This window comes from Streptomyces sp. NPDC043861 (assembly GCF_056435905.1).
Genome location: NZ_JBWKDP010000020.1, coordinates 108,372 through 129,121 on the forward strand (window position 1 = coordinate 108,372; position 20,750 = coordinate 129,121).

The window sequence follows — 20,750 nt, forward strand, 5'->3', positions numbered from 1 at the left end:
GGCCTGCGGCACATTCGGCCTTTCAGGCCTCGGTACGCGGGTCCTCGATTTCCCCGCTCCGAAGCCGCTCACGCGCTTCCATCAGCGCGAAGCCCAGCAGATTCAGCCCGCGCCAGCGCCGCGGATCATGGGCTCCTGCATCGGTCGCGGCGAGCCCGATCCCCCAGATCCGGTCCAGCGGACTGGCCTCCACCAGCACCCGGTCACCGGTCGTCAGCAGAAAGTCCCGCAGCCCCGGATGCTGCGCGAACTTCTGCACACTCCCGGCGAGCACGATCCCGAACCGCTCGCGCTCCCATATCTCCTCGCTGAACCCGCGCACCAGACGGCCCGCCTTCTTCGCGAGTGCCGGATTCGCCGCCTCCACGGCCATGCGCTCGGCGTCCGTGTCGCCGAAGAGACGTGCCTTTGCGGCCATCATCCAGTGCTCGGCCGTCGCATACTCGATTCCATCCACGGTGAACGGCGCCGGCCACCACTGACTCAGACAACTGGCGCCGATGGTGCCGTCCGGCCGTGGCCTGTGTCCCCAGAAGTGCAGATATCTGACCCGCTGCCCGCTTCTGATCTGCTCGATCAGGGCCTCGGTGGTCGTGCTGGTGATCGCCATGCACGCGAGTGTGACAGCCACCACTGACACTCCGTACCGGTATCGCAGCGCTGGCGCGACACATGGTCGACCGAATCCGTCGCGTAACCAAAAGGCAACTACGGAATCCCTTGTTGGAGGAGTATCCCTCTGTCAGGATCGGCACTCACTTCGAGCTGGAGCAACGGAGAGCGTCATGGGCAACCGCTTCCAGGTGCAGGACCGTTTCAAGGAAGGCACGCAGTACATCGGCGGCCAGTTGCGGCCCGGCACATCAGGACGTAACCACGCAATCGTCGATCCCGCCACCGGAGCGCAGGTCCTCGAGTACGAGCTGGCCGGCACGGCGGACGTCGATGCAGCCGTCACGGCCGCCCGCGAGGCGTTCCCCGGCTGGGCGGGCGCGACCCCTGGGGAGCGTTCCGACGCCCTGCACCGCTTCGCCTCCGTGCTCGCCGAGCAGGCGGAGGACCTCGCCCAGGCCGAGTCGCTGCAGTGTGGCAAGCCGATCAAGCTGACCCGTGAGTTCGACGTGCCCGGCACGGTGGACAACACCGCGTTCTTCGCCGGAGCCGCGCGCCATCTCCAGGGCCAGTCCGCGGGCGAGTACAGCGGCGACCACACGTCCTACGTACGCCGTGAGCCCATCGGAGTCGTCGGCTCCATCGCCCCCTGGAACTATCCGCTCCAGATGGCCGCCTGGAAGGTGCTCCCCGCCGTCGCCGCGGGCAACACGATCGTTCTCAAGCCTGCCGAGATCACCCCGCTGACCTCCCTGATGTTCGCCGAGGCCGCCACCGGGGCCGGCATCCCCCACGGCGTGATCAACATCGTGACGGGCGCCGGCCGGGAGGCGGGCGAGCATCTGGTGGGGCACCCGGACGTGGCCATGACCTCGTTCACCGGCTCGACCCCGGTGGGCAAGCGCGTCGCCGAGGTCGCCACCGCCACCGTCAAGCGGCTCCACCTCGAGCTCGGCGGCAAGGCCCCCTTCCTGGTCTTCGACGACGCGGACCTGGACGCCGCCGTGCACGGCGCCGTCGCGGGCGCGCTGATCAACAGCGGCCAGGACTGCACCGCCGCCACCCGCGCCTATGTCCAGCGTCCGCTGTACGAGGCGTTCGTCGCCGGAGTCGCCGATGTGATGGCGACGGTGCGGCTCGGTGACCCCTTCGACCCGTCCACCGACCTCGGCCCGCTCGTCTCGCACACCCAGCGCGACCGCGTCGCCGGATTCGTCGACCGCGCCCGCTCGTACGCCACCGTCGTCACCGGCGGCCGGGCTCCCGGCGGCGCACTCGAGGACGGCGCGTACTACCTGCCGACCCTGATCTCGGGTGCCGGGCAGGACAGCGAGGTCGTCCAGTCGGAGATCTTCGGCCCGGTCCTCGTCGTCCTGCCCTTCGACTCCGACGACGAGGGTATTGCCCTGGCCAACGACACCCCGTACGGTCTCGCGGCCTCGGCATGGAGCCGCGACGTGTACCGCGCGGGCCGCGCCACCCGCGAGATCAAGGCGGGCTGCGTCTGGGTCAACGATCACATCCCGATCATCAGCGAGATGCCCCACGGCGGATACAAGGCCAGCGGGTTCGGCAAGGACATGTCGGCGTACTCCTTCGAGGAATACACGCAGGTCAAGCATGTGATGTACGACAACACCGCGGTTGCCAGGAAGGACTGGCACCGCACGATCTTCGGAGACCGATAGGCCCTCGCCGCAGCCACGGCGGCGAACCATCCCCGAAAGGGCACAGCGCATGAAGCAGTACGAGCCCGAGCGCCTCTCCGCGGCACAGGAAGCCGCGATACGGCGCAGCATGACGAACGGCCGGGGCGCCCTCTCCCGCCGTTCCCTACTGCGTGCGTCCGGCGTCGGCGCGCTCACCATCGGCGGCATGGGCGCCCTGAACGCCTGCGGGATCCCGCCCGCCAAGCGCGAGGGCGAAGGCGCCGCGGCCTCGGACGACCACTCGGCCCAGGAGAAGCAGATCTCCTTCTCCAACTGGACGCAGTACATCGACATCAGCGAGGACGAGAAGAGCCACCCCACGCTCGACGCGTTCGCCAAGCGCACCGGGATCCAGGTCAAGTACACCGAGGACATCAACGACAACGTCGAGTTCTTCGGCAAGATCAGGCCCCAGCTCGCGGCGGGCCAGGACACCGGGCGCGACCTCATATGCGTCACCGACTGGCTCGCAGCACGCATCATCCGGCTCGGCTGGGCACAGAAGCTGGACCCGTCCAACCTGCCGAACGCCTTCGCGCACCTCTCGCCCCAGTTCCGCAGCCCGGACTGGGACCCGGGCCGGGCCTACTCGTACCCCTGGACCGGTATCTCCACCGTCATCGCGTACAACTCCAAGGCGACCGGCGGCCGAGAGATCGAGAGTGTCTCCCAGCTGCTGGAGGACCCGCAGCTCAAGGGCCGCGTCGCGTTCCTCTCCGAGATGCGCGACACCATCGGCATGACCCTGCTCGACATGGGCAAGGACCCGGCGAAGGTCACCGACGACGACTACAACGCGGCCGTCGCGCGGGTCCAGAAGGCCGTCGACAAGAAGCAGATCCGGCGCTTCACGGGCAACGACTACACCTCGGACCTCGACAAGGGCGACATCGCGGCCTGTCTGGCCTGGGCCGGTGACCTCGTCCAGCTGCGGGTCGACAACCCCGACATCCGGTTCGTCATTCCCGACGCCGGATACATGACCTCCAGCGACAATCTGCTGGTCCCGGCCAAGGCGCGGCACAAGTCCAACGCCGAGAAGCTCATCGACTACTACTACGAGCTCCCGGTGGCGGCCCAGCTCGCGGCCTACATCAACTACGTGTGCCCGGTCGAGGGCGTGGGCCCCGAACTCACGAAGATCGACCCGGAACTCGCGAAGAACACGCTGATCCTCCCGGACAAGGCCATGGCCGCCAAGTCCCACGCCTTCCGCTCGCTCAGCAGCGAGGAAGAGACGGCGTACGAAGAGAAGTTCGCCAAGCTCATCGGCGCCTGACGTCCCTGCTTCCCTGCCCCCCTTAGAAACCGGGATCGCGAACCCATGACAGACAAGACAGCGGGCGGCGACGTCCGACTCTCCGGGATCAGCAAGACCTACGGCTCGTTCACCGCCGTACACCCGCTGGACCTGACCGTGCCTCAGGGCTCCTTCTTCGCACTGCTCGGCGCATCCGGCTGTGGCAAGACCACCACCCTGCGGATGATCGCAGGACTGGAGGACCCCACCTCCGGCACCGTCTTCCTCGGTGACAAGGACGTCACCGACCTCCCCCCGTACAAGCGGCCGGTCAACACGGTCTTCCAGAGCTACGCGCTCTTCCCGCACCTCAGCATCCACGAGAACGTCGCCTTCGGCCTGCGCCGCCGCGGCGTGAAGTCCGTGAAGAAGCAGGTCGGCGACATGCTCGACCTGGTGCAGCTCGGTGACTTCGCCCATCGCAAGCCGCACCAGCTCTCCGGCGGCCAGCAGCAGCGAGTCGCCGTCGCCCGCGCGCTGATCAACCACCCCCAGGTGCTGCTGCTCGACGAGCCGCTCGGTGCCCTCGACCTCAAGCTGCGCCGGCAGATGCAGCTCGAACTGAAGCGCATCCAGACCGAGGTCGGCATCACCTTCATCCATGTCACCCACGACCAGGAGGAGGCCATGACGATGGCCGACACGGTCGCGGTGATGAACGGCGGCCGGGTCGAGCAGCTGGGCGCGCCCGCCGAGCTGTACGAGAACCCGCAGACCACGTTCGTCGCGAACTTCCTCGGTACGTCGAACCTCATCGAGGCCGAGGTCGCCGAGGCCGGTGGCAGCGACATCCTCGTCACCGCCGCCGACGCCAAGCTGCGGCTGCCGGCCGGCCGGGTCGCCACCCAGCCCCGCACCGGCGGCAAGCTGCTGGTCGGAGTACGTCCCGAGAAGATCTCGCTCGCGCACGCCGACGACGCGGGAAGCATCGCGGAGGGCCGCAACCGGTTCACCGGGAAGATCGCCGACTCCAGTTTCATCGGTGTCTCCACCCAGTTCGTCATCGACAGCCCGGTCTGCCCCGAGCTCGAGGTCTACGTCCAGAACATCGAGCGGGACCCGCGCTTCGTGCCGGGCGCCGAGGTCGTCCTGCACTGGAACCCGGAGCACACCTTCGGCCTCGACGCCGCCCAGGACATCGACGCCGGTGTGGAGACGGTGGAGGAGGCAGCATGACCGTCACCGAGGCACCTCCCGCCTCGCCGGCGCCGACCGGCCCGGAGCCGGTCCTGCGCAAGCCACCGGTCCGACGCAAGCTCGTCCCGTACTGGCTGCTGCTGCCGGGCATCCTGTGGCTGCTGGTCTTCTTCGCGCTGCCGATGGTCTACCAGGCATCGACATCGGTGCAGACCGGCTCCCTGGAGAAGGGCTTCGAGGTCACCTGGCACTTCCAGACCTACTGGGACGCGCTGACCGAGTACTACCCGCACTTCCTGCGGTCCGTGCTGTACGCCGGCACGGCCACGGTCCTCTGTCTGCTGCTCGGTTATCCGCTCGCGTACCTCATCGCGTTCAGGGCGGGCCGCTGGCGCAATCTGCTGCTGGTCCTGGTCATCGCGCCGTTCTTCACCAGCTTCCTGATCCGTACGCTCGCCTGGAAGACGATCCTGGCGGACGGCGGACCGGTGGTGGAGGTCCTCAACACCGTCGGCTTCCTGGACGTCACCAGCTGGCTCGGGATGACCGAGGGCAACCGGGTGCTGGCCACCCCCCTCGCGGTCGTCACCGGTCTGACGTACAACTTCCTTCCGTTCATGATCCTTCCGCTGTACACCTCGCTGGAGCGGATCGACCCGCGGCTCCACGAGGCGGCCGGGGATCTGTACGCCAAGCCGTCGACCGTCTTCCGCAAGGTGACGTTCCCGCTGTCGATGCCGGGTGTGGTCTCCGGAACGCTGCTGACGTTCATCCCGGCCAGCGGCGACTACGTCAACGCCGAACTGCTCGGCTCCACCGACACCCGGATGGTCGGCAATGTCATCCAGTCGCAGTTCCTGCGGGTGCTCGACTATCCGACCGCGGCCGCGCTGTCGTTCATTCTGATGGCGGTCGTGCTGATCATGGTGACCGTCTACATCCGCCGGGCCGGGACGGAGGACCTCGTCTGATGCGCTGGATACGACGCAACCTTGTCGTGATCGTGGGTCTGCTCACGCTCGCGTATCTGATTCTGCCGAACATCGTCGTGATGGTGTTCTCCTTCAACAAGCCGGCCGGGCGGTTCAACTACTCCTGGCGGGAGTTCTCCACCGACGCCTGGAAGGACCCGTGCGGGGTCGCCGGCATGTGCGACTCGCTCAGCCTCTCCCTGTGGATCGCCCTCTGGGCGACGATCGGCGCCACCGTCCTCGGCTCGATGATCGCCTTCGCGCTGGTCCGCTACCGCTTCCGGGCACGTGGCGCGATCAACTCGCTGATCTTCCTGCCGATGGCGATGCCCGAGGTCGTCATGGCCGCCTCGCTGCTGACCCTCTTCCTCAACCTGGGGGCGGAGCTCGGTCCCACGACGATTCTGATCGCGCACACCATGTTCTGCCTCAGCTTTGTGGTGGTGGCCGTCAAGGCGCGTGTGCTGTCGATGGACCCGAGGCTGGAGGAGGCCGCCAAGGACCTCTACGCGGGCCCCGTACAGACGTTCCTGCGGGTGACGCTGCCGATCGCGGCGCCCGGTATCGCGGCGGGCGCGATGCTCGCCTTCGCGCTCTCGTTCGACGACTTCATCATCACCAACTTCAACTCCGGCAACACCGTCACCTTCCCCATGTTCGTGTGGGGTTCGGCCCAGCGCGGTACGCCCGTCCAGATCAATGTCATCGGTACGGCCATGTTCGCCATCGCCGTCGTCGTCGTGGTCGCCGGCCAGGTCGTCGCCGGCCGGCGGAAGAAGACCGCAGCAGCAAAGTAGGACCTGAGCAAGCCCTGAAGGAGTGGAAACCATGGCCCCAGCTGCCATGACCTTTGCCTCATCGCTCTCCGACGCCCAGCCCGTCCCCTTCTGGCTGGAAGACCCGGGCAAGCCCGCCGCCCTGCCCGCCCTCACCGGCGACGAACGCACCGACCTCCTCGTCGTCGGCGGTGGCTACAGCGGACTGTGGACCGCGCTCCTCGCCAAGGAGCGCGACCCCGGGCGGGATGTCGTCCTGATCGAAGGCCGCGAGGTGGGCTGGGCCGCCTCGGGCCGCAACGGTGGATTCTGCGCAGCATCGCTCACCCACGGCCTCGTCAACGGGCTCGCCCGCTGGCCGGACGAAATGGCCCGGCTCGAGGAGCTGGGCGCGCGGAATCTCGATGCCATCGAGACCGCCGTGGCCAAGTACGGCATCGACTGCGACTTCGAGCGCACCGGCGAGATCGATGTCGCCACCGAGCCCTACCAGCTCGAAGAGCTCACCGAGCTGTACGCGGCGGCGGAACGCCTCAGCTTCACCGACGGCATCGAGCTGCTGGACCGGGACTCCGTGCGGGCGGAGGTCGACTCACCGACCTTCCTCGGCGGGCTGTGGGACCACAAAGGCGTCGCCATGCTGCACCCGGCAAAGCTCGCGTGGGGCCTCAAACAGGCGTGTCTCGGTCTCGGCGTACGGATCTACGAGAACACCCGCGCCGTGGGACTCGCCCCGTCCGGCGCCGAGATGGCCGTCCGCACCTCGTACGGGCGCATCTTCGCGCGGCGGGTGGCGCTCGGTACCAATGTCTTCCCGTCCCTGCTGAGGCGCGTCCGCTCGTACACCGTGCCGGTGTACGACTACGCGATGACGACCGAGCCGCTGTCGCCCGCGCAGCTGGACTCGATCGGCTGGAAGAACCGTCAGGGGCTCGGCGACAGCGCCAACCAGTTCCACTACTTCAGGATCACCGCCGACCGGCGCATCCTCTGGGGCGGCTACGACGCGATCTATCCGTACGGCGGGAAGGTCACCGCCGAGATGGACCACAGGCCCGAGACGTACCTGAAGCTGGCGGGCCAGTTCTTCGAGTGCTTCCCACAGCTCGAGGGGCTGCGCTTCAGCCATGCCTGGGGCGGTGCCATCGACACCTGTTCGCGCTTCTCCGCCTTCTTCGGCACGGCTCACGGCGGGAAGGTGGCGTACGCCGCCGGGTACACCGGGCTCGGTGTGGGGGCGACGCGCTTCGGCGCCGATGTGATGCTCGATCTGCTCGCGGGCGAGCGCACCGAGCGCACCGAGCTGGAGATGGTGCGGAAGAAGCCGATGCCGTTCCCGCCGGAGCCGGTCGCCTGGGCCGGTATCGGCATCACCAAGTGGTCGCTCGCCCGCGCGGACGCCAATGGCGGGCGGCGCAATGTCTGGCTGAAGGCGATGGACCGGCTCGGGCTGGGCTTCGACAGCTGACCCACGGCGGCACCGGACCTCACGGCCTCGGTCCGCCGGTGTCCGGAGCGACCTGCGATCCGGACGCCGGCGCCCGGGCCTCCGGCCGGCGCCGGACCCGCCGGGTTCGCGGTGCCGCCCATGCGGCGACGAGCAGGATCGTGCACAGGCACCAGCTGCCCAGCACATCGAGCGGCCAGTGATGGCCGCGCAGGACGAGCCCGACGCCGGTGCCGGACGTCAGCAGGGCGGCAGTCACGAGCCCCAGGGTCCGCGGCCGTCCGGTCAGCATCAGCGCCGCGGCGCCGTACGCCACCATGGCCGTTGCTGCATGTCCCGACGGGAAGTAGCCGGTCTCGGCCGTCAGCGGACCCGGCCGGTCTGTGAGCGCCTTCAGCGGCGCGACCAGCGCCGGGACGAGCGCCATCGCGAGGACCGCCGCGAGAGCCTCGGCACGCCGGTGGCGGTGCACCGCGTACGCCGCGGATGCCGCGAGGACCGGCAGCGCGACGGGCATGTTGCCGAGGTCGGCGAGGAACTCGGTGAACCCCGAGGGGCCGTCACCGACGACCGTACGGCCGAGGCGTTCGTCCAGTGCGCGCAGTGGGCCGTCCGTGGCCACCTGCCAGGTGATCAGTGCGAAAAGGAGGGCGCACAGCGTCAGGAGAAACGCCGGCCGCCCCGGAACAGGGGGGGTGGTTCCGGGGCGGCCGACAGGACCGGCACACCGCGCGCCCCGGGGGGTTTGGGGCGGGCGGCCATCCGATCGGTGAGGAGTTCCGGAGCCAGAGGCTCCGGCATTGTGCGCGAGGGCACGGCCCGGACGGGGCTGGGGAGGCTCCGGCCCGGTATCGCCCGCAGTTACCTGCGAGCGCGGTGTTTCTCTCATCTGCGGAAACCGTACGGCAGCAGGAGGGGGACCGACAGCCGGAACTCCATCCCGCCATTGGCCCCCCACACCTTCTTCACAGAGAACGCGCGATTACTGGGGGTCACCCCCTGAGACGGGGGTCAGATACCGGCGAACGCACCCTCGATGATGTCCAGGCCCTCGCCCAGCAGGTCGTCACCGATGACCAGCGGCGGCAGGAAACGGAGCACGTTGCCGTAGGTGCCGCAGGTAAGGACGACGAGACCCTCGGCGTGGCAGGCCTTGGCGAGCGCGCCGGCTGCCTCCGGGTTCGGCTCCTTGGTGGCCGGGTCCTTCACCAGCTCGATGGCGATCATCGCGCCGCGGCCGCGGATGTCGCCGATGATCTCGTACTTCTCCTGCATCGCGGCGAGGCGACCCTTCATGACCTCCTCGATGTGCTTGGCCCTGCTGTTGAGGTCCAGCTCGCGCATGGTCTCGATGGAGCCGAGCGCACCGGCACAGGCGACCGGGTTTCCGCCGTAGGTGCCGCCCAGGCCACCCGCGTGCGCGGCGTCCATGATCTCGGCACGGCCGGTGACGGCGGCGAGCGGCAGACCGCCCGCGATGCCCTTGGCGGTGGTGATCAGGTCCGGGACGACGCCCTCGTCCTCACAGGCGAACCACTGGCCGGTGCGGCAGAAGCCGGACTGGATCTCGTCGGCGACGAAGACGATGCCGTTGTCGTTGGCGAACTTCACGATCGCCGGGAGGAAGCCCTTGGCCGGCTCGATGAAGCCGCCCTCGCCGAGGACCGGCTCGATGATGATCGCGGCGACGTTCTCGGCACCGACCTGCTTGCTGATCTGGTCGATGGCCTGGGCGGCGGCCTCGGGGCCGCAGTTCTCCGGACCGGTGGGCCAGCGGTAGCCGTAGGCGACCGGGACGCGGTAGACCTCGGGCGCGAACGGGCCGAAGCCGTGCTTGTACGGCATGTTCTTGGCGGTCAGCGCCATCGTGAGGTTCGTACGGCCGTGGTAGCCGTGGTCGAAGACGACGACCGCCTGGCGCTTGGTGTACGCACGGGCGATCTTGACCGCGTTCTCGACGGCCTCGGCACCCGAGTTGAACAGCGCGGACTTCTTGGCGTGGTCGCCCGGGGTCAGCTCGGCGAGGGCCTCGCAGACCTCGACGTAGCCCTCGTACGGCGTGACCATGAAACAGGTGTGCGTGAAGGCCTGCAGCTGCGCGGAGGCACGGCGTACGACCGCCTCGGCGGAGGCGCCCACGGAGGTCACCGCGATACCGGAGCCGAAGTCGATCAGACGGTTGCCGTCGACGTCCTCGATGATGCCGCCGCCGGCGCGGGTGGTGAACACCGGCAGCACGGAGCCCACGCCGCCCGCGACCGCGGAGAGACGACGGGCCTGCAGCTCCTGCGACTTCGGGCCGGGGATGGCGGTGACGACGCGGCGCTCCTGCGGGATGTCGGTCATGAGGGCTCCTGGGGTGTCTTTTCGGACGCACTTCTGCTTTCTTCGCAGGCTAGGTCCGGTTCAGGGGGTCCGGCATGCTCCGTTCGGGAGTGGTGGGGGCGTGTCGTTGTCCGTCACGGACATAGAGCAATGCGCCGTGGGCACGCTCGGGCGCGCTGTCCCGCCCGTATCACCGCCAGGGGGCCCGCGCGTTGCCGGATCGCTGAACTCCCCGCCGCCTGCCACTAGATTGACGGTGGCACAGACGCGGTCCTGGCTGGTCAGGGGGCAGGGGTTCATGGGCACGGACACAGACGGCACATATGACGCACTCGGTACGGGCAACGATGCCGCCGGCCCCGTGCCGCGCCCGGCAGGACCTCCGCCGATGCCGCCGGCCTTCCCCCCGGTCCCCTCGCACGCCCCGGTCGGCGGCGGATCCGTCGCCGACTGGCTGCGTACGCCCCGGCCCCGGGCCGAGCCCGGCATCTGGCGCCTCGGCCACCGGCCGCGACCCCAGCAGGAGCCGGAGCTGATCCCGGCCCGGCGGCTCTTCTCGGGAGCGCTCATCGCGCTGCTCAGCGGCTGGCTGCTGTGGTCGCTGCTGTGGAACGGCTATCTGGGCCGCTACTGGATCTGGCCGCTGCTCGTCCTCACCCCGGAGTCCTGGCGTGCCGACCCGCCGCTCTGGGCCACGGCCAGCTACGTCTACTACGCCCTCGTCGGCGGTGGTCTGCTGGTCTTCTTCGCCCGGATCGGGCACCTGCCGGAGATCTGGCGCCGGTATGCCCGCAGGCGGGACGAGCCCGCGCCGCCGCCCCCGCCCAAGGAGGACCCCGCCGACTGGCCCGAGCTGCGTGCAGCCGGGCTCGACGATGTGGCCGGCACCCTCGCCGAGGCGACGCGGAAGGGAGCGCTCGGCGATGTCGACTACGCCCGGATCCGGCGCGCCTGGCAGGGCGTGCGCACCCGGCCCGAACGGCTGCCCGCCTTCACCGACGCCGTCCGCAGCGACGGCCCCGCCGCCTGTGCCCACCCCTCGGGCGTCAGGGATCTGCCCGTCCGCAGTGCCGTCCACGATCTCGCCACGGGACAGGTGAGAATCGGCACCGCCGCCGACCACCCCCGCAATCCCTACGCCCGCCGTACCACCGGCGTCGCCCTCGAGCCCGCCCTGCTCGGGACATCGCTGCTCGCCGTCGGGCCGTCCGGGTCCGGGAAGACCGTGCGGCTCGTACGGCCCGTCGTCGAAGCGCTGTGTCTGCAGGCGCTCGCCAACCGGGCCGCCGTCGTCGCGGTCACCTCCCACGGCACGGCGCTCGCTCCCGATGATGCATTCGACCTGGTCATCGCTCTCGGGCGCCCCGAGTCGACGCACGACCTGGACCTGTACGGCGGCGCCGACGACCCCGATGAGGCCGCCCGCGTCCTCGCCGAGGCACTCGTCGGCGATCTGGCGACCGACTGCCGGCGCGCCGCCACCGCGCTCGCCCAGCTCATCGGGCCGTACCGCAGCGTCCACGGCCATTTCCCGGCCGTGCCCGATCTGCGTGAACTCGTCGGCGGCGCGCCCGGGGCGCTCGCCGCACTGCGCGCTGCCCTGGAGGCTTCGGGGGACGCGGCGCAGTTGCGGGAACTCGATGCACGCCGGCGGGGGTCGGAGCGTGCCGACGACGTCGGTGTGCTGCTCGCCGAACGGATCGCGTTCCTCGATCGGCCCGCCTTCGCGCAGTTCTTCCGGACCGGCGAGCCCGGTCGGCAGTTCTCGCTGCGCGCCATCGAGCATCCTCTGCGGGTCCGGGTGGATCTGCCCGAGCGCGGCCACGCCGAGGCGTCCCGGATCATCGCCCGGCTCGTCCTCGCGCAGTTCACCGATGCCGCGCTCGCCCGCTCCGACCGCTCGCTCTTCGCCTGCCTCGTCCTGGACGACGCCACGTACACGGTCACCGCGGACTCCGTCAGAGCAGTGCAGCGGCTGCGCTCCGCCCACGCGGGGGTGGTGCTTGCCCTGCGGACGCTGGAGGACGTGGCCGAGCCCCTTCGCGGCCCGCTGCTGGGCGCGGTCGGTTGCCGGATGGCCTTCGCCGGGCTCGCGCCCTGGGACGGCGGGCGGTTCGCGGAGACCTGGGGCACCGAATGGGTGCAGACCAGGGACATCACCAACCGGCAGATCATCTCGGACGAACCGCTGACCAAGGCGATGCACTTCATGCGGCGCCTGGTGACCGGCAAGAATGCGACCGCGGAGGCAGTGACGGTCCGTGAGGTGGAGCGGGAGCGCTGGTCGGCGTCCGAACTGGCGCACTCCGTGCCGGCCGGGCACGCCGTGCTGTCGCTCACGACGGTGCGCGGCGAGCACACGCCACCGCTGCTCGTGGATCTGCGCAACTGAGACGACAGCCGGCGCGGTCCGGCGCCGACTCATGGGGATGTGACTCGCGCACCCGTACGTCCTGGCAGAATCGAGGTATGCCGTTCATACGGGACGGCGAAAAACTCGACAGCCGCCTCACCCCTCTGCCGAAAGTCCGCGGTCCCATGCCGGTCACCCTTGCCTCGCTCGTCCAGCACTCCGCACTGAAACTGACCGTGCGCGCCGGCGAGGACCGCCTCGGGACGCCCGTGCGCTGGGCGCATGTCAGCGAGCTCGCCGATCCCGTGCCCTACATGGAGGGCGGTGAGCTGCTCCTGGTCACCGCGATGACGCTGGACGCCGGCGACCACGAGGCGATGCGCCGCTATGTACGGCGGCTGGCCGGCGCGGGCGTCGTCGGGCTCGGCTTCGCCGTCGGCGTCAACTACGACGACATTCCCGAAGCGCTGCTGGAAGCGGCCCGGGCCGAGGACTTCCCGCTGCTCGAGGTTCCCCGCCGAACGCCCTTCCTCGCCATCAGCAAGGCCGTGTCGGCCGCCATGGCGGCCGACCAGTACCGGGCCGTGACCGCTGGCTTCGAGGCCCAGCGCGAGCTGACCCGCGCCGCGCTCGCGGAAGGCCCGGCCGCCCTTCTCGCCAAGCTCGCGGCCCATGTCGACGGCTGGGCCGCGCTCTACGACGCGACCGGCGCCGTCGTTGCGGCCGCGCCCGACTGGGCCACCCGGCGCGCGGCCAGGCTCACCACCGATGTCGAGCGGCTGCGAGAGCGGCCCGCGCCCGCGAGCGCGGTCGTCGGCGGCACGGAAGACCGCGTCGAACTCCAGTCGCTGGGCACCGGCCGACGGGTGCGGGGCGTGCTGGCCGTCGGTACGGGCGCCCCGCCGGGCACGGCCGAGCGGTACGCCGTGCACTCCGCGATCGCCCTGCTGACCCTCACGACGGAGCGCTCCCGCTCGCTGCAGGCCGCCGAGCAGCGGCTCGGTGCGGCGGTCCTTCGGATGCTGCTCTCCGGGCAGCCGGACCACGCCCGGGCTGTGGCGGGGGATCTGTACGGCGAGCTCCTCGACGCCCCCTTCCGGCTGCTGATCGCCGAGCCGGCGGGCGATCCGGACCCGGCGGCCGAGCATCCCGTCCACGCCTTCGCCGAATCGCTCGAGTCGGCTGCATCGCGGTCCGGCGAGACGGTGCTGACCGTCCCCGAGGGCGACGACCGTCTGGTCGTCCTCGCCGCCGACGGGGGAGCCGTCGTGGCCGCCTGCGAGTCCTCCGCGGAGCGCGAGGCGGAAGAGGCCGGCATCGTCGTCGGCATGTCCGCCCCGGCCGGCCCGATCGCCGCCGCATCGGGGTACAAGCAGGCCGAACAGGCCCTGTCGGTCGCCCGCCGCCGTGGCCGTGCCCTGGTCGAGCACGAGGAGCTCGCGGCGGGCTCGGTACTGCCGTTGCTCGCCGACGACGCCGTCCGGGCCTTCGCCGACGGAATGCTCCGTGCCCTGTACGAACACGATGCGACGGGCCGCGGTGATCTCGTCGCTTCGCTGCGTGCCTGGCTCTCGCGCCACGGCCAGTGGGACGCGGCAGCCGCCGATCTGGGAGTCCACCGGCACACCCTGCGCTACCGCATGCGCCGCGTGGAGGAGATCCTGGGCCGCTCCCTCGACGACCCGGACGTGCGCATGGAGCTCTGGCTGGCGCTGAAGGCAACGGCGGGGCCGCTGCCGGAGCCGGCGGAGCAGCACGGGCACCGGGAGGAATAGCCCCCGCCGGCCCCCGGAGCGAGGCACGCCCCGAGTGCCCCGAGTGTCACTGCCGGAAGAATTTCCCTTCCTGCTGCCCGAACTCGGGCACAAATCCTGGTGTTCGGTTGCTCAACTCCTTAGGGTCCTGCTTCGTGATCTTCATCGACGGGGAGGCGCCCACCACCCGTCCGAGAGACGAGGACGAGAAGGACCGATGACGCAACCTGCTCCCCGCGCCGGCGCCCCGGCGGTCGAAGACACCCGCATCACCGTCGCTCCGGACCCGTCACGGCGCCGGATATCCGGAGCCGTCTGGGCCGCACTCGCCATCGTGTACGTCGTCTGGGGGTCGACGTACCTCGGAATCCGCATCGTCGTCGAGACGATGCCTCCGTTCCTGTCCGCCGGCGGACGCTTCGTCACGGCCGGACTGATCCTCGCCGCGATCGTCGCCTGGCGGCAGGGGCCCTCTGCGCTGAAGGCAACCCCCGCCCAGCTCGTCTCCGCCGCGGTCGTCGGCGTGCTGCTCCTCGTCGGCGGCAACGGGCTCGTCGTCCTCGCCGAGACCGCCGTACCTTCCGGGCTGGCCGCGCTCCTTGTCGCCATCGTCCCCGCGTGGGTCGTGGTGCTGCGCCGGGTCTTCGGCGAACGGCCCGGAATCGGCGCCTACGGCGGAGTGCTGCTCGGGCTCGCGGGCCTCGCCGTGCTGACCCTGCCTGGTCTGAGCGGTGAGGTGCGCCTGTGGGGTGTCCTCACGGTGATCGCCGGGACCGTCATGTGGTCGGTCGGTTCCTTCGCTTCCGCCCGTGTCCCGATGCCCGCCAACCCCTTCGCGGCGAGCGCCTACGAAATGCTGACGGCGGGCCTCGGCTGTCTGCTGGTCGGCCTCGGCCGGGGAGAGCAGCACGGCTTCGTGCTCGGCGAGGTGTCCGCCCGCTCCTGGGCCGCACTCGCCTACCTCATCGTCTTCGGGTCGCTGATCGCCTTCACCGCCTACGCCTGGCTGCTGCGCTCCGCGCCGCTGTCGCTCGTCGCCACCTACGCGTACGTCAACCCGGTCGTCGCCGTCCTCCTCGGCGCGCTCGTCCTGGACGAGCAGCTGACCTGGCCGATCGCCGTCGGCGGCGCCGTCGTCGTGGCAGGTGTGGGCCTGATCGTCAGTACGGAACGCCGCCGCTGACCCGGGCCGGCCGGTGGCCGCCACGGTCGCACACGCCAAACCGGCAGGCACGCCACGCCGACCACTCCACCCCGGACAAACGCGATCGCGGACGTATCGCCCTACCGTTTGAGTGAGAAGCCACCGCACTACTTCCGAAGGGCCGGGACCGCACATGCCAAACGGAACTCAGGCAGCCACCCACGCCTTCTGGCTCGCCGGCCGCCAGGCCACCGGCGAGACGACCTTCGACGTCACGTCCCCCTGGGACGGCCGGGTCGTCGGCACGGTCTCCGTGCCGACCGATGCCCAGGTCGAGGAGGCCGTCGCTGCAGCGCACGCCGTCGTGGACGAGTTCGCCGCGACGCCCGCCCATGTCCGCGCCGCGGCCCTGGACCATGTGTCGAAGCGTCTCGTCGAGCGCACCGAGGAGATCGCCCGGCTGATCTCCGCCGAGAACGGCAAGCCCATCAAGTGGGCCCGCGGCGAGGTCGGCCGCGCCGTCTCCGTGTTCCGCTTCGCGGCCGAGGAGGCCCGTCGCTTCAACGGCGGCGAGGCCCAGCGCCTCGACACGGACGCCGGTGGCCAGGGCCGTCTCGCGCTCACCCGCCGCTTCCCGAAGGGCGCGGTCCTCGGTATCGCGCCGTTCAACTTCCCGCTGAACCTGTGTGCCCACAAGATCGCCCCGGCCATCGCCGTCGGTGCGCCGATCATCCTGAAGCCCGCCCCCGCGACCCCGCTCTCCGGCCTCGTCATCGGCGAGCTGCTCGCCGAGACCGAGCTGCCTGCCGGGTCCTGGTCCGTGCTGCCGGTGCTCAACGAGTCGATGCCCGCCCTGGTCAAGGACGAGCGCCTGCCCGTGATCTCCTTCACCGGCTCGGACAAGGTCGGCTACGCCATCCAGGAGTCCGTGCCGCACAAGCACTGCACCCTGGAGCTCGGCGGCAACGCCGCGGCCGTGGTCCTTGCCGACTGGTCCTCCGAGGAGGACCTGGACTGGGCGGCGACCCGTATCGCCACCTTCTCCAACTACCAGGGCGGCCAGTCCTGCATCTCCGTGCAGCGCGTCATCGCCGACGCGTCGGTCTACGACCGGCTCGTCCCGAAGATCGTCGCCGCGGTCGAGCAGCAGGGCACGGGTGACCCGTCGGACGACGCCACCGATGTCGGCCCGCTCGTCAGCGAGGACGCCGCCAAGCGCGTCGAGGCATGGGTCGAGGAGGCCGTGTCCGGCGGGGCCAAGCTGCTCACCGGCGGCAAGCGCGACGGTGCCGCGTACGCGCCGACCGTGATCGCCGACCTGCCGGCCGACGCGACCCTCGCCTGCGAGGAGGTCTTCGGACCGGTCCTGACGCTGCACCGGGTCGACAGCGAGACCGATGCCTTCGCCGAGGTGAACAACTCCAAGTTCGGTCTGCAGACCGGCGTCTTCACGCGCGATCTGCAGACCGCGTTCCGCGCCCACCGGGCACTCGAGGTCGGCGGCGTGATCGTCGGCGACGTCCCGTCCTACCGCGCCGACCAGATGCCGTACGGCGGCGTCAAGCAGTCCGGCGTGGGCCGAGAGGGCGTCAAGTACGCGATGGACGACTACACGTACGAGCGGGTGCTCGTCCTCACCGGACTGGCCCTGTAGTACCGCCGGAGCCGACGGCCGGAGCCCACTGTGCGGGGGCTCCGGCCGTCTTCGTATGTCCCGGTGAGCACGTTTGCATCCGATACACCCGGGTGCGCCGCAGGACTGGTGAGGTGGTCCGGGATCGGGTAGATACGGACGAGTAGCACCGCGCGGTAAGTCCGCGCGGCCGCCCCCGACGAAGCGGCGAGGTGAGTCCCTCATGTCCGCCCCATCCAAACCGCAAACCGTGCCCAAGGTCTCCGAGCGGGAAGCCCGGCAGGTCGCAGAGGCCGCACGCGAGCAGAGCTGGCGCAAGCCCAGCTTCGCCAAGGAACTCTTCCTGGGCCGCTTCCGGCTCGATCTGATCCATCCCCATCCGATGCCCTCGCCCGAGGAGGTCCAGCGCGGCGAGCAGTTCCTCGCCAAACTGCGCGACTTCTGCGAGACGAGGATCGACAGCGCCCTCATCGAGCGCGAGGCCAGGATCCCCGACGAGGTGATCAGCGGGCTGAAGGAACTCGGCGCACTCGGGATGAAGATCGACCCCAAGTACGGCGGTCTCGGGCTCACCCAGGTGTACTACAACAAAGCCCTGGCCCTGGTGGGCTCGGCCAGCCCGGCCGTGGGGGCGCTGCTCTCCGCCCACCAGTCCATCGGCGTACCGCAGCCCCTGAAGATCTTCGGTACGCAGGAGCAGAAGGACGCGTTCCTGCCGAGGTGCGCCCGCACGGACATCACCGCCTTCCTGCTCACCGAGCCGGACGTGGGGTCCGACCCGGCGCGTCTGGCGACCATGGCCGTGCCGGACGGCGACGACTACGTCCTCGACGGCGTCAAGCTCTGGACCACGAACGGCGTTGTCGCCGACCTCCTGGTCGTCATGGCCCGGGTGCCGAAGTCCGAGGGCCACAAGGGCGGCATCACCGCCTTCGTCGTCGAGGCGACATCCCCGGGCATCACGGTCGAGAACCGCAATGCCTTCATGGGCCTGCGCGGCCTCGAGAACGGCGTGACCCGTTTCCACCAGGTCCGGGTCCCGGCGGCGAACCGTATCGGCCCCGAGGGCGCGGGCCTCAAGATCGCCCTGACCACGCTGAACACCGGCCGGCTCTCACTGCCGGCGATGTGCGTCGGCGCGGGGAAGTGGTGCCTGAAGATCGCCCGCGAATGGTCGGCCGTCCGTGAGCAGTGGGGCAAGCCGGTCGCCAGGCACGAGGCCGTCGGGTCGAAGATCTCCTTCATCGCGGCGACCACCTTCGCCCTGGAGGCGGTCGTCGACCTCTCGTCCCAGATGGCGGACGAGGACCGCAACGACATCCGGATCGAGGCGGCGCTCGCCAAGCTGTACGGCTCCGAAATGGCCTGGCTCATGGCGGACGAGCTGATCCAGATCCGCGGTGGCCGGGGCTTCGAGACGGCCGAGTCACTCGCGGCGCGCGGCGAACGTGCCGTGCCCGCCGAGCAGATGCTGCGCGACCTGCGGATCAATCGCATCTTCGAGGGATCGACCGAGATCATGCATCTGCTGATCGCCCGGGAGGCGGTCGACGCACATCTCGCGGTCGCGGGCGACATCATCGACCCGGACAAGTCCCTCGGCGACAAGGCGAGGGCAGGCGCACAGGCGACGGCCTTCTACGCCCGCTGGCTGCCGAAACTCGTCGCGGGTCCGGGGCAGCTCCCGCGCTCCTACGCCGAGTTCCACCGCAGCGGGCACGCCGACCTCTCCACCCATCTGAGGTACGTGGAACGTTCGGCACGCAAGCTCGCGCGCTCGACGTTCTACGGCATGTCCCGCTGGCAGGGACGGATGGAGACCAAGCAGGGCTTCCTCGGCCGGATCGTCGACATCGGCGCCGAGCTCTTCGCCATGAGCGCGGCATGCGTACGGGCCGAACACCTGCGGCTGACGGGCGATCACGGCCGCGAGGCGTACCAGCTCGCCGATGCCTTCTGCCGGCAGTCCCGCATCCGCGTCGAGGAACTGTTCGGCCGCCTGTGGAGCAACACGGACGACCTCGACCGCAGGATGGTCAACGGCGTCCTCGCAGGGAGCTACACCTGGCTGGAGGAGGGCGTCATCGACCCCAGCGGCGAGGGCCCCTGGATCGCGGACGCCACTGCGGGTCCCGCCAAACGGGAGAACGTCCACCGTCCCATCCGCTGACCCGGCCGGCCCGCGGTGCGGGGTTCCGATGAACCGGTACCCCGCACCGCGGTGTGTCCGCGTCCACACCGTGGACGCGGGGATCGACCGCCGCGTCACGGCGGCAGGATGGCGCCGTGACCGTCATCGAGATCCCCGGCTCCAAGTCCGTCACCGCCCGCGCGCTCTTCCTGGCCGCCGCGGCCGACGGGACCAGCACCCTCCTGCGTCCGCTCGTCTCCGACGACACCGAGGGCTTCGCCGAGGGCCTGGCCCGCCTCGGCTACCGGACGCAGCGCGCCGAGGGCATCTGGCACGTCGAGGGCCGTCCGGCGGGCCCCCGGGCCGGTTCCGCCGACGTCCACTGCCGCGACGGCGCCACCACCGCCCGCTTCCTCCCCGCGCTCGCATCCGCCGGTCACGGCACCTACCGCTTCGACGCCTCGGCGCAGATGCGCCGCCGCCCGCTCGGCCCGCTCGGCGAAGCACTGCGCACTCTCGGGGTGGACCTCCGCCACGAGGAGGCCGAGGGCCACCACCCCCTGCGCATCGTGGCGCGCGGGATCAAAGGAGGCGAACTCACCCTCGACGCGGGCCAGTCGTCGCAGTACCTGACCGCGCTGCTGATGCTCGGCCCGCTCACCGAAGAGGGCCTGCGGATCACCGTCACGGATCTCGTGTCCGCCCCGTATGTCGAGATCACCCTTGCGATGATGCGCTCCTTCGGCGTCGAGACCGTCCGCGAGGGCGACACCTTCGTCGTCCCGCCCGGTGGCTACCGCGCCACCACGTACGCCATCGAGCCGGACGCCTCCACGGCGAGCTACTTCTTCGCCGCCGCGGCCCTCCGGTCGGGGAGCGAGATCACGGTGCCGGGCCTGGGCACCGGCGCCCTCCAGGGGGACCTGCGTTTCGCCGAGGTGCTGCGGACCATGGGTGCAGAGGTGCAGATCACCCCCGTCGGCACCACCGTCCGCGGCACCGGCAGGCTCCACGGACTCACCGTCAACATGCGCGACATCTCGGACACGATGCCGACCCTCGCCGCCATCGCGCCCTTCGCCGAAGGGCCGGTGCGGATCGAGGACGTCGCCAACACCCGGGTCAAGGAGTGCGACCGGCTGGAGGCCTGCGCGCAGAACCTCCGCCGCCTCGGGATCACCGTCACGACCGGCCCCGACTGGATCGAGATCCTGCCCGGCACACCGCGCGCCACCGAGATCGCCACCCGCGGCGACCATCGCATCGTGATGTCGTTCGCCGTCACCGGACTGCGCGCGCCGGGGATGACGTACGACGACCCCGGCTGCGTACGCAAGACCTTCCCCGGCTTCCACCGGACCTTCGGGCTTCTTTCCGACCGCAACGCAGTTGCAACCGATACGCCGTGACTCCGAACGCCCCATGCACCACAATCGTGCAGCGATCACCAACAACCAG

The 20,750-nt window shown here is 70.3% G+C and carries 15 protein-coding genes; 12 read left to right on the plus strand and 3 right to left on the minus strand.

The features are described from left to right. Window positions 1-22 precede the first annotated feature (22 nt). On the minus strand, window positions 23-610 hold the full coding sequence (locus tag AC068D_RS33635) for an NADAR family protein (RefSeq protein WP_478826920.1): 588 nt from the start codon (window positions 608-610) through the stop codon (window positions 23-25). A gap of 175 nt (window positions 611-785) precedes the next feature. Between AC068D_RS33635 and AC068D_RS33640 the strand changes: the two genes are divergently transcribed. From AC068D_RS33640 to AC068D_RS33665, 6 genes are read left to right on the plus strand one after another with little or no spacing between them, the layout of a single operon-like run. Continuing rightward, window positions 786-2,300 (plus strand): gamma-aminobutyraldehyde dehydrogenase, encoded by a 1,515-nt coding sequence (locus AC068D_RS33640; RefSeq protein WP_478826921.1) that lies wholly within the window; start codon window positions 786-788, stop codon window positions 2,298-2,300. Between the two features lie 49 nt (window positions 2,301-2,349). Continuing rightward, window positions 2,350-3,600 carry a polyamine ABC transporter substrate-binding protein gene (locus AC068D_RS33645; protein WP_478826922.1) on the plus strand — a complete coding sequence of 417 codons (1,251 nt, stop codon included), beginning with the start codon at window positions 2,350-2,352 and terminating at the stop codon, window positions 3,598-3,600. A gap of 45 nt (window positions 3,601-3,645) precedes the next feature. Next, window positions 3,646-4,797, plus strand: a complete 1,152-nt coding sequence (locus tag AC068D_RS33650) for an ABC transporter ATP-binding protein (protein WP_478826923.1) — start codon at window positions 3,646-3,648, stop codon at window positions 4,795-4,797. Then, the gene (locus tag AC068D_RS33655) at window positions 4,794-5,729 is read left to right on the plus strand and encodes an ABC transporter permease (protein ID WP_478826924.1); all 936 of its coding nucleotides are present in this window, start codon (window positions 4,794-4,796) and stop codon (window positions 5,727-5,729) included. The genes AC068D_RS33650 and AC068D_RS33655 overlap by 4 nt, the downstream gene beginning before the upstream one ends. After that, window positions 5,729-6,526, plus strand: a complete 798-nt coding sequence (locus AC068D_RS33660) for an ABC transporter permease (RefSeq protein WP_478826925.1) — start codon at window positions 5,729-5,731, stop codon at window positions 6,524-6,526. Before AC068D_RS33655 ends, AC068D_RS33660 begins: the two co-directional genes overlap by 1 nt. Window positions 6,527-6,557: 31 nt before the next feature. Then, window positions 6,558-7,973: an NAD(P)/FAD-dependent oxidoreductase gene (locus AC068D_RS33665; RefSeq protein ID WP_478826926.1), complete on the plus strand. Its 1,416-nt coding sequence runs from the start codon at window positions 6,558-6,560 to the stop codon at window positions 7,971-7,973. Between the two features lie 19 nt (window positions 7,974-7,992). On the opposite strand, the gene AC068D_RS33670 is transcribed toward AC068D_RS33665, so the two are convergent. Then, window positions 7,993-8,574, minus strand: coding sequence for a phosphatase PAP2 family protein (locus tag AC068D_RS33670; RefSeq protein ID WP_478826927.1), 582 nt, complete (start codon window positions 8,572-8,574; stop codon window positions 7,993-7,995). Between the two features lie 389 nt (window positions 8,575-8,963). After that, complete coding sequence (gabT, locus tag AC068D_RS33675; RefSeq protein WP_478826928.1) at window positions 8,964-10,298, minus strand: 4-aminobutyrate--2-oxoglutarate transaminase; 1,335 nt, start codon at window positions 10,296-10,298, stop codon at window positions 8,964-8,966. 277 nt (window positions 10,299-10,575) lie between these two features. On the opposite strand from gabT, the gene AC068D_RS33680 reads away from it, so the two are divergent. The 6 genes from AC068D_RS33680 (at window position 10,576) to aroA (ending at window position 20,701) form a co-directional block, all read left to right on the plus strand. Next, window positions 10,576-12,669 (plus strand): type IV secretory system conjugative DNA transfer family protein, encoded by a 2,094-nt coding sequence (locus AC068D_RS33680; protein WP_478826929.1) that lies wholly within the window; start codon window positions 10,576-10,578, stop codon window positions 12,667-12,669. Window positions 12,670-12,815: 146 nt separating this feature from the next. Beyond that, complete coding sequence (locus AC068D_RS33685) at window positions 12,816-14,405, plus strand: PucR family transcriptional regulator (RefSeq protein WP_478826979.1); 1,590 nt, start codon at window positions 12,816-12,818, stop codon at window positions 14,403-14,405. 196 nt (window positions 14,406-14,601) lie between these two features. Further along, complete coding sequence (locus AC068D_RS33690) at window positions 14,602-15,567, plus strand: EamA family transporter (protein WP_478826930.1); 966 nt, start codon at window positions 14,602-14,604, stop codon at window positions 15,565-15,567. A 154-nt stretch (window positions 15,568-15,721) separates the two neighbouring features. Then, window positions 15,722-17,182 (plus strand): aldehyde dehydrogenase family protein, encoded by a 1,461-nt coding sequence (locus tag AC068D_RS33695; RefSeq protein WP_478826931.1) that lies wholly within the window; start codon window positions 15,722-15,724, stop codon window positions 17,180-17,182. A gap of 202 nt (window positions 17,183-17,384) precedes the next feature. Beyond that, on the plus strand, window positions 17,385-19,331 hold the full coding sequence (locus tag AC068D_RS33700; protein ID WP_478826932.1) for an acyl-CoA dehydrogenase family protein: 1,947 nt from the start codon (window positions 17,385-17,387) through the stop codon (window positions 19,329-19,331). 116 nt (window positions 19,332-19,447) lie between these two features. Continuing rightward, entirely contained in the window at window positions 19,448-20,701 is a 1,254-nt protein-coding gene (aroA, locus tag AC068D_RS33705) for a 3-phosphoshikimate 1-carboxyvinyltransferase (RefSeq protein ID WP_478826933.1), read from the plus strand. Window positions 20,702-20,750 lie beyond the last annotated feature (49 nt).

Coding starts and splice junctions, on each gene's coding strand:
- AC068D_RS33635 (WP_478826920.1), bottom strand. CDS start 610: ATGGCGATCACCAGCACGACCACCGAGGCCCTGATCGAGCAGATCAGA.
- AC068D_RS33640 (WP_478826921.1), top strand. CDS start 786: ATGGGCAACCGCTTCCAGGTGCAGGACCGTTTCAAGGAAGGCACGCAG.
- AC068D_RS33645 (WP_478826922.1), top strand. CDS start 2,350: ATGAAGCAGTACGAGCCCGAGCGCCTCTCCGCGGCACAGGAAGCCGCG.
- AC068D_RS33650 (WP_478826923.1), top strand. CDS start 3,646: ATGACAGACAAGACAGCGGGCGGCGACGTCCGACTCTCCGGGATCAGC.
- AC068D_RS33655 (WP_478826924.1), top strand. CDS start 4,794: ATGACCGTCACCGAGGCACCTCCCGCCTCGCCGGCGCCGACCGGCCCG.
- AC068D_RS33660 (WP_478826925.1), top strand. CDS start 5,729: ATGCGCTGGATACGACGCAACCTTGTCGTGATCGTGGGTCTGCTCACG.
- AC068D_RS33665 (WP_478826926.1), top strand. CDS start 6,558: ATGGCCCCAGCTGCCATGACCTTTGCCTCATCGCTCTCCGACGCCCAG.
- gabT (WP_478826928.1), bottom strand. CDS start 10,298: ATGACCGACATCCCGCAGGAGCGCCGCGTCGTCACCGCCATCCCCGGC.
- AC068D_RS33680 (WP_478826929.1), top strand. CDS start 10,576: ATGGGCACGGACACAGACGGCACATATGACGCACTCGGTACGGGCAAC.
- AC068D_RS33685 (WP_478826979.1), top strand. CDS start 12,816: ATGCCGGTCACCCTTGCCTCGCTCGTCCAGCACTCCGCACTGAAACTG.
- AC068D_RS33690 (WP_478826930.1), top strand. CDS start 14,602: ATGACGCAACCTGCTCCCCGCGCCGGCGCCCCGGCGGTCGAAGACACC.
- AC068D_RS33695 (WP_478826931.1), top strand. CDS start 15,722: ATGCCAAACGGAACTCAGGCAGCCACCCACGCCTTCTGGCTCGCCGGC.
- AC068D_RS33700 (WP_478826932.1), top strand. CDS start 17,385: ATGTCCGCCCCATCCAAACCGCAAACCGTGCCCAAGGTCTCCGAGCGG.